Source organism: Streptomyces spiroverticillatus, assembly GCA_014650415.1.
GTDB lineage: Bacteria > Actinomycetota > Actinomycetes > Streptomycetales > Streptomycetaceae > Streptomyces > Streptomyces spiroverticillatus.
Genome location: BMUX01000037.1, coordinates 22,833 through 39,349, shown reverse-complemented (window position 1 = coordinate 39,349; position 16,517 = coordinate 22,833). Strand labels below are relative to the sequence as shown.

Here is a 16,517-nt window from a genome sequence, read left to right as displayed (position 1 = left end):
GGATCTCCTGGATCCGCTGGTCAAGACCGTCCTGGCGCCACAGAGTGAAGTAGTAGAACACCGCCGACCAGGCCGGGAAATCGCGTGGCAGGAGCCGCCACTGACAGCCCGTCCGATTCTGGTAGAGCAGCGCGTTCACTACCTCACGCAGGTCGCAGGAGCCAGGGTCCCCGGTCGCCGACCGCGCCACACGCTCCTGCTTCCACGCGGTGACCTGCGGCTCGATCAACGCCCACTGCTCGTCGGACAAGTCGGTTGCGTACGGCATCCGTTCCATGCCCGCGACCTCATCATGCGCACGACATGACATGGGCACGGAACCGCCCCATCACCCACGAACGAGCGACACCATATCATTAGGAACGGGACTTAACGCCCTCTGAGACAGCGGATAATCTCCCGGCGGGTCTTCCCTTCGGCTGTCCGTTTCTCGAAGTACTCCTGTGTCCGCCTGTCCCAGCGCAGCCGGGTCATGACGATGCGGTACAGGGCCGCGTTCGCCTGCCGGTTGCCACCGCGGTTGAGTCGGCGATGCAGGCGGGCACCGGAGGAATACTCCACGGGGCTCGCCCCGCACAGCGCGGCGAACGACGCCTCGCTCCGACGGCGTTGGGTGTTGTCGCCCATGGCGGCCAGCAGGACGGCAGCGCTGTGCGGGCCGATCCCCACCGCGCCGACGAGCTGAGGGCAGGAAGCCTGGATGAGGTCGGCCAGGCGCCGCTCCAGCATGTGGGCCTGGAGCCTCAGTTGCTCGATCCGCTCGGCCAGGATTCGGAGGGTGAAGCGCGTCGCGCGCACTACAGGGTCCGCTGCGTCGTCGCCTTCTTCCAGATGAAGGCAGGTGGTGATGAGCACGCGGCGGGAGAGCCCGGCGAGTTGTTCGCGCAGGGCTGGATCGGCGGTGACCAAGAGGGCTTTGAGCTGGTTGCCGGCCTGCCGCTGTGCTTTGACCGCGGAGTCCTTGGCGACGAGGTAGGTACGCGCGATCTCCGCAGTGCCGACGCGTGCCTTCACCGGCGACCGCGCACGGCCATTGAGCACAGCACGGGCAGCAGCCTCGGCATCCCCGCGGTCCGTCTTGCCCTTCCCGCGACGGGCAGCGCGTCCGAGGCCCGGGGCTTCGAGGGTGAGCACGCCCTGGGCCAGGAGGTGGCGGCACAGGCCCGCACCGTAATTGCCGGAACACTCCACTCCAGCACCCCGGATTGTGCCCAGCAGTGCTGCCCACGAGTGGAGTTGTTCATATCCCTGTGTGGTGGCGGGAAAGCGCTCGACAGCCAGGGTCTTGCCCGCTGTCGAGAGCACGGCTGCGACGTGGAAGTCGCGATGTGTGTCCACCCCCAGCACGACCTCACCGCTCGTGGCCGTGCACGAACTCTGCCTGGCTTCGGGTCCGTTGATGGTTTGCCCGCCCTTCTCCCGGTACCCAGCACGGACGTAACGCCGCGGGCTCGGGCGAGCGGTCTCCAGTGACAGTGTGCAGAAAGGTCACGCACATCAGTGCTCTAGACACACGCGCCCGAACCGGCATTGAAGCGCACCGTTGCGGGCCGTGAACGACACAGGATGGTCAGGACACTGCGGTCCAGAGATGTCAGGAGCCAGAGCACGGCACTGCAACACGGTGCCCCGGCATCCTTCCCACGCTCCCCCAGCCGGTACACAGCAGGCCCCGCCCGGAGCACAGTCCAGCTGGAGCGTCGCGGTGCGCGTACGCCCCCGGTCGCACGCGCTCAGCGGCAAGCGCGTCCGCGCACGTATCGAGCCAGGGAACGGTGCACGCGACCGACCCAAGAGGCGCGGCCTCGGAATCACTCAGGCCGAAGGCGCCCGCGGGTGTGCCTTGTGCCCAGGAGGCAGATGCAGGGGGTATGTCCGTTGTCAGTGGTAGGGTCTACGGTTCTTCGGCATGGCCAATGGTGTGTTCCACACGGGGTACAGCATCACGATCGAACTCACGCATCCGGACCTGGGGCATCCTGACCGCCCCGGCCTGCTCGACGAGATCACCCAGCCGATGGACCAGCGCGACCGCGAACTCCTGCAATGCCTCCAGCACCACGACACCGGCCGGTGCCAGGCCGAGGACGACGACCGCTCCCCCTGGATGTCCATCCGCCGCCGCACCGTCAACGGACAGACCACCCTCGTCGCCGCGCACCTGCCGGTGCGCACCAAAGCCACCGCCGAGGAGAGCGACAAGCACAAGGCGATGAAGGAACGCATCGCCCGCGCCGCACACCGCCACGGACTCGCGGCCCAAACGGAAGCACGCAGCCCCGACGGCAAGATACGCCCCGATGTCCTGGTCACCGGGCCAGCGGGCAGGATCGACTGGGAAGCCCAGTACACCCCCATCACCGCCAGCACCGTCCGCCGCCGCTCCCAAGCCGCCGCCGACCACGGCATCACCCCGCTCTGGGTCACCAACAGCGACCGGGCCGCCCTCATCGACCGGGCCCCCTGGGCCATGGTCGGTGACGTCCCCTGGCAGGCGATCGCCTCCCGGAACTCCCTCCTCGTCCGCGCCGGCGTCCGCCACCTCAAACGCTGGAAATGCAGCCGCTTCAGTGAACGCCGCTGCCCCACCACGGGACACGACCGGCAAGCATGCGGACGCGCCCACGCACTCTGGGAACTGCCTGCCCTGTGCATCCCGCAGAAACACCAGACCGAGATCGACGAACTCGTGGCCGCAAGCGCCGACGGCACCTACGTGCCCATGCGCATCCCGGCACAGAACAAACCCCACACCATCTCCCGCATGTGGGTGCCCCGCCGAAGACCGTGACCAATGGCGTGCCCTCGTCGGACCCGCCGACGAAACACCGTCCGAGGCACCAGACCACTCACTGACCTTCACCATGGAACCCCTCGACCGCACCTGCCGGTACGGCGAAGAAGCCCTCACCTTCAACGACCCACGCCCACGCCGCACCACCGGCGACAGCAGCTCGGAGGCACTTTGCGGCGGGCTCAAGGATCGCGACGCACTCTACGTGGTGCGTCATCGAATTCATGTGCGATGCAGAGCCGTCGGAGAACATGCAGGTCAGGAGGGGTTCCCGGCTCCTGAACATCGGACGGCCGGAGCCGGAGCGTCAAACGAGCGTCATGGCCCAACAGGCGCGCCACTCGGCCGTGCCGGGGATGTGCGAGGTGCCGAGGTCAGCCGCCCCGGGGGTCGCCAGAACTTCAGGCGGGACATCTCATGCCGGTAGAGGCAGCCCTGGAAGGCAGTTGGCCGACGGGGCCTGGGTGTCTTCTCCGGTGACAGTCCGCCGAGGCGCTCGACTCTGACGGCGATGGCCGTCAGGAGGTACTGGACAGGGCCTTTCCCTGGATCGTCCACGCCCCGATCTCGACAGGTCCACCTCCGTCATGCGGTCGCCCCGCCCCCGGCTATCGAGAACGCGGTCATCGGACTCCGAAGAACAACAGCCTTCAGGCAGGCGGCACTGCACCCGACGAGGCAGCAGAGGCCGTCCACGACCTGCTGGCCGCCATGAGGGACCAGCTCTCGCCGGGCCGGGCGTTCGGTGGGCGTTCAGTCGATGTTCAGTCGCGCAGACAGGATGGATCACGGGCCCCGGCCGCGACCCCGGCAACGCATATCCCTGGTAGGGCAGTTGCGAGAGCATCAGAGCCGACCAAAATCGCCCGGCGGCCGTGGGGCTGAAGGACTCCACGAATCCGACGCGCACCCCGCCCCGCCCGCATCTCCCCTCACGCACTTCACGGACAGGCAGTTCGACGATGCCCAGAACCACGGCCGTACCGGTTCATGGCGCCTTCACCAGCACCCTGGGCCGGAACACAACCACCGCCGCCCTGTCACCGCTGGCGTCGGCCCCCGTCGCAGAGGTGATTCGACCCGTCGCACGCCGGGCGGTCGCGGTCGCCGCCTCGCTTTGTTGCAGCTCACACATGACGAGGATGAGTCAACGGCCTGGCCGACCTCGCCCTCCCACCTCACTTACGTTACAGTCATTGAACGTAACGAAAGCTCGGCGTCGCGAACCTGCCGCCGCCGACTACTGCACTGGAGGACAGCCGTGACAACTCCCTACGAAAGCGGCCGAGTGGGCCTGCTGCTCGTCGACCTCGTCAACGAAAACTTCTCGAAGGACGGCAAGGCCCATTCCATCTACGCGCCGGAATTCCAACGCCTGGGCACGATCGACCACTTGAAGAGGCTCGTCGCCGGCGTGCGGAGGCACGAGGACGTTCCCGTCTTCTACTCCACGACCGCCTTCACCGACGAGGACTACTCGACGTGGAGGCACGTCTCCGGGATCCACCGGCAGATGTTCGACAACCGGATGTTCGAGGCGGGCACCTGGAACACCGAATTCCACCCGGAGTTGGCTCCCGAGCCGGGAGACGTGATCCTCGCCCCACAGAAGGGCCTCGACGTCCTCCACCAGACCGACCTCGAATTCCAACTGCGGCAGCGCGGCGTCGAACGCCTGGCGATTGCCGGGGTCTCCGGAATCATGGCTGTGGAATCGACGGCCCGCACCGCGATGGAGCGCGGCTATCACGTCACGGCGTTCACCGACGCGATAGCCGCCCCCGGCGGCCTGGTCACGTACCAGGCGATGATGCGGGGCCTGACCATGGTCTCCCACAGCGTCGTCAGCGTCGACGAATTCCTGGCCTCCCTGGACAAGCCCGCTGGGTGACCCGTTCATCATCGATCCGCTGAGGAGAGCAGGCCTGGGCATGCGCCGAAGAACACCAACGGGGTCGGCAACCACGTACGACCGATTCCTCGCAGCAGACCCCGGGCTGATCCGGTTGCTCTCAGCTCTCAGCACGGTCTGCGCGACGCTGCTGACGCTCGGCGTCATCGCGATGCTGGATGCCCCGGTACCGATCCTGGTGACGGGTGCCCTCACGGCGATGGTCAGTACGGTCGCGGTCACCGAACCCAGGCCGCGCGACCAGGCGCTGACCCTCGCGATGGGGGCACCGGTGGCACTTGCGACCATGGCGGTCGGCAGCGCGCTGGCTCCACACCGGGCAGTGGCGGATCTGGTGTTCGTGCTGGTCATCTTCACCGCCCTCTACATCCGGCGGCTGGGTCCGCGCGCGACCGCGCTGGGCGTCATCTCCTTCCAGCTCTTCTTCGTGACCCAGTTCGTCAACACCCGCGTGGAGCAGTTGCCGCAGCTGTTCCTGGCCGTACTGGTGGCCTTCGGCAGCTCGGCGGTGGTCCGGTTCGCCGTCCTGCGCCAGCGTCCGGAGCAGACGCTGGCACGGCTGCAGCGGGCGTTCCGGCTCCAGCTGGTGCTGGTGCTCGACGTGTTGACCGATCTGGCCGAGGGCGGGCCGGAGGCTCCGCGCGCCGAGCGGGCGGCAGACCGCCTGCGTCGGCACGTGGCCCGTCTGCACGCGGACGCGTTGATGATCCAGGACCGGCTGGCAACCGCCGCGCCCGACGGACGCACCGCCGCCGCGATCCAGCGCCGCGTCGCGGAGGCGGAGACGGCCGTGGAGCGGCTGACCGTCCTCGTGCTGCGAGTCCTGTGGCCCGGCGCCGACGTCGATGCCCCGACCCGGCACTTGAGGAGGGCCCGCTCCGCAGGCCCCTCCTTGAACGCGCGTGAAACGGCGGCGCGGGCCGTGTTGGTCCTGGAGCTGCGGGCGCTGCGCGCGACCATCGGTCCGGGTTCTCCACGGCCGGCGGGTGCCAATGCCGACGAGGAGCGCGATCGGCTGCTCGACTATCGCAGGGACAGGCATCTGCCCGACGCGTCCCCTGCGGTGCAGGACGTCCTCCGCTCTGCCGGGGACGTCGCCCACGCCCTGCTCAGCCTGTGTCCGGCCGCCGACAAGAAGGCACCGCCTGCCGGGGACAACCACGAGGGGACACGGTCGCGCCGGGATTCCGGGGAGAAGGACACGGCACCGAAGCAGCAGGTCCCCGGTGTCCGCCCGACCACCAGGACCGCGTTCCAGGTCGCGACCGGATCCGCGCTGGCCGTCGTCGGCGGCGAACTGCTGTCGCCGGAACGCTGGTACTGGGCGGTGTTCACGTGCTGGGTAGTGTTCATCAGCACCACCTCCACGGGCGAGATCCTGGTCAGGGGGTACCGGCGCCTGATCGGCACGGTGGTGGGTGCCGTCGCCGGGCTCGCCCTCGCCGCCCTGATGGGTAACGCCCCCTGGCTGGCCTTCGTCCTGGCGGGCCTCAGCGTGTTCGGGATGTACTACACGATCGCCGTGTCCTACACCCTGATGTCCTTCTTCGTCACCACGATGATCGGCATGCTGTACGCGTTGCTCCACACCCTCACCCCTGGCGTGTTGGTGGTGCGGATCGAGGAGACCGCGCTGGGGATCGCGGGCGGGCTGGCTGCCGCTCTGCTCGTGCTGCCCGTACGCACCCGGAAACGTACGGACCAGTTGCTGGGCGACGTGCTGGAGCGGCTGCGCACGGTGCTCTCCCCATTGCTGGCTCGGTTGGCCGGTGGGGCCGGCGGGGATCTGCTCGATTCGGCCCGTGCGCTGGATTCGGCCCTCGACAAACTGCGTCTGTCGGCGCAGCCGCTGATCACTCCGATCAGCCCGTTGCGGTCGCGGCGTCGCGCCGCGCTCAGTGTGCTGGGGCTGCTGGAGACGGCCGCCTTCCACACCCGCAGCCTGGCTGCCACCGCCGAACCGTCCTCGACCGGCCTGGGCATCGGTGCCGATCCAAGCCTCGTGAAGGAGGTCCAGCGGATCGACCGCAACCTGGCGACCCTGATCAGCCAGGTAGCCGCCCCTGGCACCGGCCCGTCGCTCGCACGGGGCCCCGGGATTCCCGCCCGGATCGAAGCGGGCGGCGAGGAGGGGCGCCCGGAGGACGACAACGCGACACGAAGGATCCTGCGGCACCTGCAACGAGTGGACGAGAGCGTTCAGAGGCTGGCTCGGACGCTTGGGGTGCCCGTCAGGGACGACACCCGTGGTGCGGTCGGCACCTCACCACCCTCGACCGCAGAGCCGGACGGAGCGGCGGACAGACGGAGCAGCGTTCCGTAACCGCGTTGGGCAGCGGGCCCGGACACGGCGTTCCCGTGCTCAGGAGCCGGCGGAAGCCAGGTGCACGACCGCGGTCCGCGCTACCGGTCAGGGCAGAAGGACGCGAGATGGTTGCCGATCAGACACCACAGCGCACCACACCGCGGCGGGCTCCTGCCGACTCTTCACCCGGCAGGATCAGCAGGCGTCCACGCGACCCCGCGATCGAAGAGGTGATCATCCGGGCCGCCTGCAAACGTCTGGCCAGCGACGGCTACTCGTCGATGACGATCGGCGACGTCGCTGCGGACGCCGGCGTCACCCGCCCCACACTCCACCGGCGGTGGGCGAACAAGCGCGAGCTGGTCCTCGACACGATCGAGTACGTCCTGCGCGTGCGGCGAGAGGATCATCCGCCACTCCGATGGGACCGCCTGCCGCCGCACGAGACATTCACCGAGGCCGTGCGCCGCCTCGGCCTCTACCAGTGCGGCAGCTGCGCGACGACCCTCCACGGCAGCTGCATGTGCGAGGCCGAACGAGAACCCGACCTGTCGCGACATCTACGTGACCACGTCCTGAAGCCTTGCCTTGAGGAGCTCCTCGCGACGCTCATCTCGCTCCAGCGGAGCGGCGCCGTGCGCGAGGACGCCGACCTCGAAACGGTCACCCGCCTGTGCCTCGGCAGCTACTGCGCCACGTACCTGCGCACCGGTCGCCGTCCCCTCGCCGACCACGCCACGCAGGTGGCCGGAGCCCTCTGGCCGGCCATCGCCGCCCTGCCCTGTGACGGGCCAGCAGCGGCGGCCCCGGCCGCACCCTCTTCGCCTCGGTGACCTCGTGAACCGCGACGCGCTTCGCCCGCCCGCGTTCGGCAGGCCGGACAAAGCGTGCGGTGGTGAGCCCGGACAGATCCGTCTGTACGGCCCTGCCGAGAACGGGGCAGCGTTCATCACGCCCATCCGGGGACGGTGCTGTCGGCCTCCCCTGGACGAGACGGCATTTCACACGTCGGACGACGATTGTTCGCTGTCGTCCGCCCGCAGGGTGGGCCACAGAAGACCGGCGGTACGGTCGGCGAGATCGCGGGGTGTGTCCTGGCCGGTCAGCAGGTAGTCGCCGAAGTAGCTGCCGAGGCACAGAGTGACGGCGGCGTCCAGGTCGACGTCCTGGCGGACAGCCCCGATGCTCTGGAGATGGCGCAGGGTGTCCAGGAGCTCGTCGCAGCGCGGTTTGGTGGCGTGGTCGCGGATCAGGGTGAAGAGGTCGGGTTCGCGTTCGGCTTCGGCCATGAAGTTGCCGTGCAGGGACATGGCGTGCGGATTGCTGTAGCGGGGGTCGACGCGGCGGACCGCTTCGGTGAAGGCCTCCAGCGGAGTCATGGCGTCGAGAGCCATCGGCTGGTACGCCGCGCGTTGTTCGCGCAGACCGTAGAGGAGGGCGTCCACAGTGAGTTCGTATTTGCCGGGCCAGCGGCGGTAGAGAGTGGGCCGGGTGACGCCGGCGTCCGCGACGACGTCTCCGATCGTCATGCGTGAATAGCCGTCGCTGGCCAGACGTTTGCGGGTGGCCCGGAGGATCGCCTCCTCGATCGCGGGGTCCCGGGGCCTGCCGCCCGCATGTGGGGCGGACTGCCGTTCCGCCGCTGCCTCGTCCGGCCGCACGCGGCTCTGCGCCTGGCGCTTGCGGCCGACGGCCGGCTCGTTCCTGCTGCTCACAGCGGTTCCTCCTGGTCGGTTTCACCTAGGGGCCCGGAGGCCAACGGGGGCCGGGCCTCTCTTTAGTTAGGATGCTTATCTGTAACGTTACATAGGTCGCGTGCTCCTTCACAGCCGAGCCGCACGTTCATCTCCATCAGACGGCCCTCACGCCCCGCGTCCACGCCTCAGACCGTTTCGCGCACCCACCGGACAGGCTGATCGGCCGCTGGCGCCAATGGCCCTGCTCATTCCCTCCCGCCTTCCCTCCGAGGCCGACTGGCTGACTGGCTGACTGGCTGACTGGCTGACTGGCTGACTGCGGCACTGTTTGCGCCACTGGCGCTCCGAGGTCTCGGAGTTCGGCCGGGAGCCAGCCCCGCTCATCGGCGACATGCGCTTCACCGTGCACCCAGAAAACGTGGCGACGAGCCTTTCGCTGAGCACTTGAACGGGTGCGCCGACACCTGGGCGGCGACCGGCGCCAGGCGTTCCGCGGACCAGGGCCAGATCCCACGGACGAGCGCGCCAACCGCGCAAGGAGGACGCACGGACGGTGGTCGCCTCGGCCCGGTCGCAGCTTTCGGTTGCGGTTTCGGGGAGGCTTTCCCGCAAGCGCGGGCGTGGTCTGCGACTCGGTGTGACGCGAGGCCGCGATCCGGGCAGGCAGGATCAGCCCGGCCGGTGCCGCCCCCGACGGACCGGCCCCTCAGCACCCCGCATGGGTGAACCGTTGACGCGACTGGTTCCTCCCGTTCCAGTTTCTCCGCGACGCATCCGTTCAGCGGGCTTTCAGTCAGCATTCAGCACAACAGGGAGAGTGTGAACACACCTACGGGACACCGGTCGTGACGATCCGCCAGACGCAGGTCTTTGCGATCCGCCAGGTGATCTCGCGTGTCACCCCGTCGGATTCCGGACCGGCCGAACCGACACCGCATACTGAAGTTAAGTTTCGACTATTGACTGTAATGTAACTCGCGTTGCATCGTTGTCCTCACCGGACAGCGCGTCACTCGGAAGCGGCAGAAAGCCGCCGCCCGCCGCCCTCGTCGGGGGCGCGCCCGGCGAACCGTCCGCGGCACTCGCCGCACATTCAAGAAGGAATCCCATGAGCACGCACAAGCACACCGGACGTACCGCCGCAGCCGTCGGAACGGCCGCAGCCGCGGTCGTCGCCTCCCTCACCTCCCTGGCGCCTTCCGCCGACGCGCAGGAGCGGGGCGCCGCAAAGCCCAAGCCGACGGTGGTGCTGGTTCACGGGGCCTTCGCCGACGCCTCGGGCTGGACCGACACCGCCACCCAGCTGCGGCACCAGGGCTTCCCGGTCCGGACCGTGGCCAACCCGCTGCGGGGCCTCGACTACGACACGGCCTATCTGGAGGGCCTGCTCAAGGGCATCAAGGGGCCCAAGATCCTGGTCGGCCACTCCTACGGCGGCGCCGTGATCACCAATGCCGCCGCCGACATACCCGACGTCAAGGCGCTCGTCTACGTCGCCGCGTTCGCTCCCGACCAGGGCGAGACCCTCGGCGGCCTGCTGGAGGAGCACCCCGACGCCTCCGTGCCGCCGTTGCCGCAGCAGGCCTTCCAGTTCACCCGGCCCGACGGCACCACCGGGACCGAAGTCATGCTCGACCCGGCCAAGTTCGCCGACGCGTTCGCCGCCGATGTGCACGCCAGGACGGCCACCTTCATGGCCGCCTCCCAGCGCCCCGTCGCAGCCGAAGCCTTCGGCCAGCCGACCAAGCAGGCCGCCTGGAAGACCATCCCGTCCTGGGCTCTGGTCGCCACGAAGGACCACGCCATCGCCCCGAGCCTGGAGCGGTTCATGGCCAAGCGCGCCGACGCCCACATCACCGAGGTCAACAGCTCCCACGCCGTCATGGTCAGCCACCCGCACGTCGTCGCCGACGTGATCAACCAGGCGTACCGCGCGACCCGTTGACCCCGGTCTCCGCGCGGTAGCCCCCTGCCAATCGCGCGGACGGCGCCCGCATGGCGGTACCCCCGGGCCGCGCGGCAGGCCCTCCCCCAGCCCGTCCGAATCCCCCTGTCCGCGCTGTCGCGGACCGAGAACGTCCGAGAAAGTCCGAGGAACCCATGTCCCTGTTCGACCCTCTCACCTGGTCCGGAAAGATCAACATCGGCGGATGGCAGGACGCCTCCGGCGGCAAGTCCGCCGTCGTCAACCCGTCGACCGGTGAAACCCTGGAGCACGTCGGATCGGCCGACGCGGGCGACATCACCCGCGCCGCCTCCCGCGCCGCCGATGCCCAGCGCGCCTGGGCCGCCACCCCGCACACCGAGCGTGCCGCCATCCTGCGGCGGGCCGGTGAACTGTTCGCCGCTGCCGCACCGGAGATCCAGGACTGGCTGATCCGCGAAAGCGGCAGCACCCGCGCCAGGGCCGTCTTCGAAACGGACCAGGCCGAGCAGGAGTGCTTCGAGGCGGCCGTGCTGTGCTCGCACCCGATCGGGCAGGTCATGCCTTCCGCCGAGCCGCGCCTGAGCATGACCCGCCGGATGCCCGCCGGTGTCGTCGGCGTCATCTCACCGTTCAACGTGCCCCTGATCCTGGCGATCCGGTCCGTCGCTCCGGCCCTGGCTCTCGGAAACGCCGTGGTCCTCAAGCCGGACCCGCGTACCGCTGTCAGCGGCGGTGTCACCATCATGCGGATCTTCGAGGAAGCGGGCCTGCCGACGGGTGTGCTCAGCCTGGTACCTGGCGGCGCCGAGGCAGGTGCGGCGCTGGTCGACGATCCGCACGTACGCGTCATCTCCTTCACCGGATCCACCGGGGCCGGCCGCAAGGTCGGCGAGGCGGCTGCCCGCAACGTCAAGCGCGCCCACCTCGAACTGGGCGGCAACAACCCGATGATCGTGCTCCCCGACGCCGACCTGGACCGTGCCATATCCACGGTCGCCTGGGGCTCCTTCTTCAACCAGGGCCAGGTCTGCATGGCCACCGGACGCATCCTGGTCCACGCCGACATCGCCGAGGAGTTCACCGCGCGGCTGGCCGCGAAGGCCGAGCAGCTCACCGTCGGCGACCCCGCCACCGGAGACGTCGACCTCGGCCCCCTCATCAACGCCCACCAGCGTGACACCATCCACGCCCAGGTCACCGCCAGCATCGCCGCCGGTGCCCGTCTGCTGGCCGGCGGCACCTACGACAACCTCTTCTACCGCCCCACCGTCCTCGTCGATGTTCCCGACGACGCCCCCGCCTACGCGGAGGAAGTCTTCGGCCCCGTGGTGCCCGTCCGTACGTTCGCCACCCTGGACGAGGCCGCGCGGCTGGCCGCCGACGACGAGTACGGCCTCTCGCTGGGCATCCTCACCGGCAACGTGATGACGGGCCTGGAGCTGGCCGAGCGCATCCCGAGCGGTCTGGTGCACATCAACGACCAGACCATCAATGACGACGCCCTCATCCCCTTCGGCGGCGTCGGCTGGTCGGGCACCGGTGCCCGATTCGGCGGCGAGGCCAACATCGACGCCTTCACCGAGACCCGCTGGATCACCGTTCGCGGTTCCCAGCCGGTCTACCCGATGTAACCCGGCGCACGTCGGCCCCTGCGCGTGCCCCGCTGCCCTGCGGGCGTGCGCCGCCATGACCGCCGTACGCGGCCGGTCCCGCACCACCCCTGGTGCGGGACCGGCCCACCTGCCCTCCAGCCCCGCCCCTGCATTCCCCGAAGGGCCTTCCGCGATGTCCGACCTGACCTTCCTCGCCATCTCCGGCAGCCTGCGTCGTTCTTCTCACAACACCGGTCTGCTGCGCGCCATGCAGAGCCTCGCCCCTGACGGCGTCACCATCGACCTCTACTCGGGGCTGGGCACACTGCCCTTCTTCGACCAGCGCCTTGAAGGCGGCCCCGAGCCGGCAGCCGTAGCGAATCTGCGCCGCCACGTGCGGGAGGCGGACGGTGTCATCATCGCCACGCCCGAATACAACTCCGCCATCCCCGGCGTGCTGATGAACGCCCTCGACTGGCTCTCGCGCCCCACCGGCCGTCACGCCCTGCGTCACAAGCCCGTTGCCGTACTCGGCGCATCGCCCTCCCAATTCGGCACCGCCCGAGGCCAACTGGTCCTGCGGCAGATCCTGCACCGCATCGAGACCCCGGTCGTGGCCCACCCGGAGGTCACCGTGTTCCAGTCCCACCGGCGCTTCGACGCCGACGGCGCCTTCAGCGGTGACCCCGTCACCGAGAGCCTGCTGCGCGCGCTGCTGGCCGAACTGGTCGTCCTGACCCAGCGCCACTCCCCCGCCCGCACCGCCTGACACAGCCCTGCCAACCTCCGCACCCGCACCCGGCCAACGCCCTGCACGCGCAGGTCCGACGCCGGGTGGCACCACTCCAACTCGCCCTCACCGCTTGCACTCAGGAGACCCGACATGTCCACACCGCACACCACCGCCCAGCAGCCGGACACCGCAGCACAGGCCCCAGGGGCAGAAGAGGCCGGGCTCGTCGTGGTCAGCGAGAACGGGGTCGGGCCCTACGGCCAGCAGGTGAGAGCCGGCCACCATCTCCTGGCCGCGGACGAACCGGAGCCGGAGGGCACGGGCACCGGACCGGGCCCCTACGACCTGCTGCTGGCCGCCCTGGGCTCCTGCACCTCCATGACCGTTCGCATGTACGCCGATCGCAAGGGCTGGCCCCTGGAGAAAGTCACCGTCTCACTGCGCCACCGGCGCGTCCACGCAGCGGACCGTGCCGGAAGCCCGAGCGGGAACGGACTGGTCTCCCAGATCACCCGGGAGATCCGTCTCGACGGCGCACTCGACGCCGACCAGCACCGCCGGCTGATGGAGATCGCCGAAAAGTGCCCGGTGCACCGCACCCTCACCGCGGGTGCGCTCATCAGCACCACCCCGGTCCCGGTACAGGTGTGAGGGAGACCGCTGCGGCGCCCACCTGCACGGCGGACATCCGGGCCGCCCCGGCGGCCATGGCGACGTGCGGCCCGGCGCGTGCCCCGGGGCGCGCGGGCGAGGTTCCGACTCCTGGCCCCTCATCCTCCTGGCCCCTCACCGCGCCGCTCCGGAACGGAGCAGGACGGATTCGGTGCGGCAGTGCCCGCGGCATCCGGTCCGGGCTGCGTCGAGGAGACACCTCCTCCCCCGCGGTGTCTTGACGGTCCGATCCCCTGAACGATGAAGGAGGCCACCGCATGAAGGTGGACATCTACAGCGACATCGCCTGCCCTTGGTGCTATGTCGGCCAAGTCCGCTTCGAGCAGGCCCTGACAACGTTTCCCGGCCGACGGGACGTCCAGGTGTTCCATCGGCCGTACCAGCTCAACCCCGCGCTGCCCTACGAGCCACAACCACTGCTCGACTACTACCTCGCCAGAGGCGGCGTCACTTTCCGTGATGACCACGTCAAGGTTGTCGGCGTGGCCAGGGAGGACGGGCTCACCCTCGATCTGGAACGGGCGCTCGCGGTCAACACCCTCCCCGCGCACCAGCTGTTGTGGCTGGCCGGACGCGACGAGGACGGGGGTGACCAGCACGCGGTGAAGCACGCGCTCATGCGCACCTGCCTCACCGACGGCGGCAACGTCGCCGATCCGGACACCCTCGTCGCCCTCGCCCAGCAGGCCGGCATGGACCCCGACCGGGTGCGGGCCGCCCTCGCCGACGGCACCGGCATCGCCGAGGTGAAGACCGCAATGCGGCAGGCCGATCAGCTCGGTGTCCGGGCGGTGCCGACGTTCGTGTTCGACAGCCGCCTCGCCGTCCGGGGCGCCCAGGACACCGCCACCTTCCAGCGAGTGCTGGAAGGGGCCGCCGCCCGGAGCGCGCCTTCCACGCCCGGTGCCGACACCTGCTCGGGCGACAGCTGCTCGGCCTGAAGGCCCCGGCTCCCCGCTCCTGCCCGCAGAGTCCGCTCCCGAGAGTCACCGGACCCATGAGCTCCGGAAGGCGATTGCTTCAGGGCACCAGGTGCCCGCCCCGCAGTGGGACCGAGGAGCTCGCTTTCCCCCCCCACTCGCCGCCAACCCTCGGCCGGCTGCCTGGCAGCGGGCCCCACCAGGAGCTGTAATTCATGACAGACCCACTCGAACGTCTCCCCGACGAAGCCGTCTCGGTCGAGCTGGACGACTTGTCCCGCCCGCCCGTCACGTCCGGCTCCCTGGCCCACCTCGTCAGTCGCTGCTACGTCGCGGGCGTCACAACGAACCCGTCCGTCTTCCAGAACGCCATCGCGCGGGGCGACGGCAGCGACCACCAGTTGCGCGACCTCGCCGCTCACGGAGTCACCGCGGACGAAGCTCTCCGCATGATCACCACGGCGGACGTCCGCGACGCTGCCGACATCCTGCGCCCCGTCGTCGAAACCACCGGCGGTCAGAACGGCTGCGCCTCCATCGAGGTCGACCCGCGCCTCGCACACGACACCACCGTCACGGTCACCGAGGCAACGTCGGCCCGGCCCCCTCTTCCCGGGTCCCACACCGTACGGTGGCGGCGCGTTGTGACCGCTGCCGAACTGGTCCGAGCGGTGCAGGAGGGGGTGCCCGCCATCGAAGTGGACGGCGCGATCAGCGGCATGCCCATGCTCACGCTCGCATCGGGGGTGCGACTGCGCGGTGGCACCCTGGAGTTCGGCGCCAAAGGGCTGCGCCTGACCCGGGACAACCTCCTTGAGAACGTGACGATCCGTGCCCCTGAGCACGAGGTGGCCATCCTCAACGACACCTCGGTCACCGACTTCGGCACCCTGGCGCTGCACGGCGTACACACCCGGGGACAAGTGCTGCTCCTGGCCCGCGACGCCGTCCGCTCCGGGCACGTGGCCGTGGACGGGCTCACCGTGGAGGCCGCAGATCTGCGCGGGCGTACCGACCGGCCGCACGGCTTCGGAGTGGAGGTACTCCAAGGGGCGTTCACCCTGTGGAACCAACAGGCCGACCCGAGGGCCGAGGTCAGCGCAGAGCTGCTGGACATCACCGCCGGCAGCCCCGGCTCCCCGATCCGTGGCAGCGGCGTCTTCGTCGGCGGCCACAGTGCCACCAGTGATGGCGGCCCCGGAGGGCTCACCCGCGTCACGATCCTGCGCACCCGGGAGATCCACACCGACGGCCAAATTCCCGTCGGGACCCCGGACCTCATCAGCGGCGGTGTCTTCCTTGCCTTCGGCGCCCTGATCGACCAGGTGCTCAACACCGGCCCGGTAACCACCCACGGCGCCAACGACATGGTGCTCGACAACTGGGGCCGGGTGCGGTCGTGGACGGCGACCGCCCCCATCACGTCGTACGGGCCGAGCGGCATCGGCTTCGTCAACTTCGGCGATCTGGACCGGTTGGACGTACGGGCTGCGATCACCACGCACGGCACCGGCGCGCGCGGCTTCAACTTCTACGACGGATCCATGCGCCGTGCCTGCTTCGACAGCATCTCCACGACCGGTGACGGCGCGATAGGCGTCCAGATCGGCCGGGACCTGCCGCGGCTGGAGGTCCGCGGTGATCTCACCACCACGGGCGGCACCGGCCTCAGCCTGGTGCGGGGTGTGCAGACACAGCTGAAGGCCACGGCTCTCAGCATCAAGAAGGACGGCCGGATCGGCCAGGTAGGTGTTGGCGGACGGATCTCTGCCCGGGGCGACGATCTCGTCACGGTCGAAATCGACGGCGATCTGGGCACGTTGAGTGCCCGCGGCGGCATTCAGGCCGAAGGCCACCGTGCGGACGCCGTGCACACCCGCGGCGAGGGCAGGGAGTTGGCCGGCGTCGTGATCAGCGCCGCGGACGGGAAGACGATGGTCCGCGTTCCTGCGTGAAACCGCCTCC

General features: G+C 69.5%; 12 protein-coding genes and 1 pseudogene. 10 read left to right on the top strand and 3 right to left on the bottom strand.

What is annotated here, in order from left to right:
• Both IE269_RS41510 and IE269_RS41505 read right to left on the bottom strand, forming a co-directional pair.
• Positions 1 to 277: transposase (locus tag IE269_RS41510; protein ID WP_189828550.1), on the bottom strand; the 277-nt coding region annotated here is incomplete at its 3' end.
• Between the two features lie 92 nt (positions 278 to 369).
• Positions 370 to 1,338, bottom strand: coding sequence for an IS110 family RNA-guided transposase (locus IE269_RS41505; protein WP_189828549.1), 969 nt, complete (start codon positions 1,336 to 1,338; stop codon positions 370 to 372).
• Between the two features lie 571 nt (positions 1,339 to 1,909).
• Here IE269_RS41505 and IE269_RS41500 point away from each other — a divergent pair.
• The 4 genes from IE269_RS41500 (at position 1,910) to IE269_RS41485 (ending at position 7,844) form a co-directional block, all read left to right on the top strand.
• Positions 1,910 to 2,791 (top strand): competence protein CoiA family protein, encoded by an 882-nt coding sequence (locus IE269_RS41500; RefSeq protein ID WP_189828548.1) that lies wholly within the window; start codon positions 1,910 to 1,912, stop codon positions 2,789 to 2,791.
• Between the two features lie 1,264 nt (positions 2,792 to 4,055).
• Positions 4,056 to 4,685, top strand: a complete 630-nt coding sequence (locus IE269_RS43620; RefSeq protein ID WP_229898462.1) for a cysteine hydrolase family protein — start codon at positions 4,056 to 4,058, stop codon at positions 4,683 to 4,685.
• Positions 4,686 to 4,800: 115 nt separating this feature from the next.
• Positions 4,801 to 7,029 carry an FUSC family protein gene (locus IE269_RS41490; protein WP_308437003.1) on the top strand — a complete coding sequence of 743 codons (2,229 nt, stop codon included), beginning with the start codon at positions 4,801 to 4,803 and terminating at the stop codon, positions 7,027 to 7,029.
• A gap of 107 nt (positions 7,030 to 7,136) precedes the next feature.
• Positions 7,137 to 7,844, top strand: coding sequence for a TetR/AcrR family transcriptional regulator (locus IE269_RS41485; protein WP_189828545.1), 708 nt, complete (start codon positions 7,137 to 7,139; stop codon positions 7,842 to 7,844).
• Between the two features lie 168 nt (positions 7,845 to 8,012).
• Here the strand turns inward: IE269_RS41485 and IE269_RS41480 are convergent, their stop codons facing one another.
• Positions 8,013 to 8,726 carry a TetR/AcrR family transcriptional regulator gene (locus IE269_RS41480; RefSeq protein WP_229898463.1) on the bottom strand — a complete coding sequence of 238 codons (714 nt, stop codon included), beginning with the start codon at positions 8,724 to 8,726 and terminating at the stop codon, positions 8,013 to 8,015.
• Between the two features lie 1,090 nt (positions 8,727 to 9,816).
• On the opposite strand from IE269_RS41480, the gene IE269_RS41475 reads away from it, so the two are divergent.
• The 6 genes and pseudogenes from IE269_RS41475 to IE269_RS41450 form a co-directional block, all read left to right on the top strand.
• Complete coding sequence (locus IE269_RS41475) at positions 9,817 to 10,653, top strand: alpha/beta fold hydrolase (RefSeq protein WP_189828544.1); 837 nt, start codon at positions 9,817 to 9,819, stop codon at positions 10,651 to 10,653.
• Between the two features lie 155 nt (positions 10,654 to 10,808).
• The gene (locus IE269_RS41470; RefSeq protein ID WP_189828543.1) at positions 10,809 to 12,266 is read left to right on the top strand and encodes a benzaldehyde dehydrogenase; all 1,458 of its coding nucleotides are present in this window, start codon (positions 10,809 to 10,811) and stop codon (positions 12,264 to 12,266) included.
• Between the two features lie 154 nt (positions 12,267 to 12,420).
• Complete coding sequence (locus tag IE269_RS41465) at positions 12,421 to 12,996, top strand: NADPH-dependent FMN reductase (protein WP_189828542.1); 576 nt, start codon at positions 12,421 to 12,423, stop codon at positions 12,994 to 12,996.
• 114 nt (positions 12,997 to 13,110) lie between these two features.
• Entirely contained in the window at positions 13,111 to 13,611 is a 501-nt protein-coding gene (locus tag IE269_RS41460) for an OsmC family protein (protein WP_189828541.1), read from the top strand.
• 278 nt (positions 13,612 to 13,889) lie between these two features.
• A complete protein-coding gene (locus IE269_RS41455) occupies positions 13,890 to 14,573 on the top strand; it encodes a DsbA family oxidoreductase (protein ID WP_189828540.1) in 684 nt (227 codons plus the stop codon).
• Positions 14,574 to 14,767: 194 nt separating this feature from the next.
• A pseudogene (locus tag IE269_RS41450) lies at positions 14,768 to 15,142 on the top strand (transaldolase family protein); the annotation flags it as partial.
• Between the last annotated feature and the right edge of the window lie 1,375 nt (positions 15,143 to 16,517).

What these genes read in the sequence shown, in the direction of transcription:
- IE269_RS41500 (WP_189828548.1), top strand. Translation starts at nt 1,910, where the DNA reads ATGGCCAATGGTGTGTTCCACACGGGGTACAGCATCACGATCGAACTC.
- IE269_RS41455 (WP_189828540.1), top strand. Translation starts at nt 13,890, where the DNA reads ATGAAGGTGGACATCTACAGCGACATCGCCTGCCCTTGGTGCTATGTC.
- IE269_RS41460 (WP_189828541.1), top strand. Translation starts at nt 13,111, where the DNA reads ATGTCCACACCGCACACCACCGCCCAGCAGCCGGACACCGCAGCACAG.
- IE269_RS41465 (WP_189828542.1), top strand. Translation starts at nt 12,421, where the DNA reads ATGTCCGACCTGACCTTCCTCGCCATCTCCGGCAGCCTGCGTCGTTCT.
- IE269_RS41475 (WP_189828544.1), top strand. Translation starts at nt 9,817, where the DNA reads ATGAGCACGCACAAGCACACCGGACGTACCGCCGCAGCCGTCGGAACG.
- IE269_RS41470 (WP_189828543.1), top strand. Translation starts at nt 10,809, where the DNA reads ATGTCCCTGTTCGACCCTCTCACCTGGTCCGGAAAGATCAACATCGGC.
- IE269_RS41485 (WP_189828545.1), top strand. Translation starts at nt 7,137, where the DNA reads ATGGTTGCCGATCAGACACCACAGCGCACCACACCGCGGCGGGCTCCT.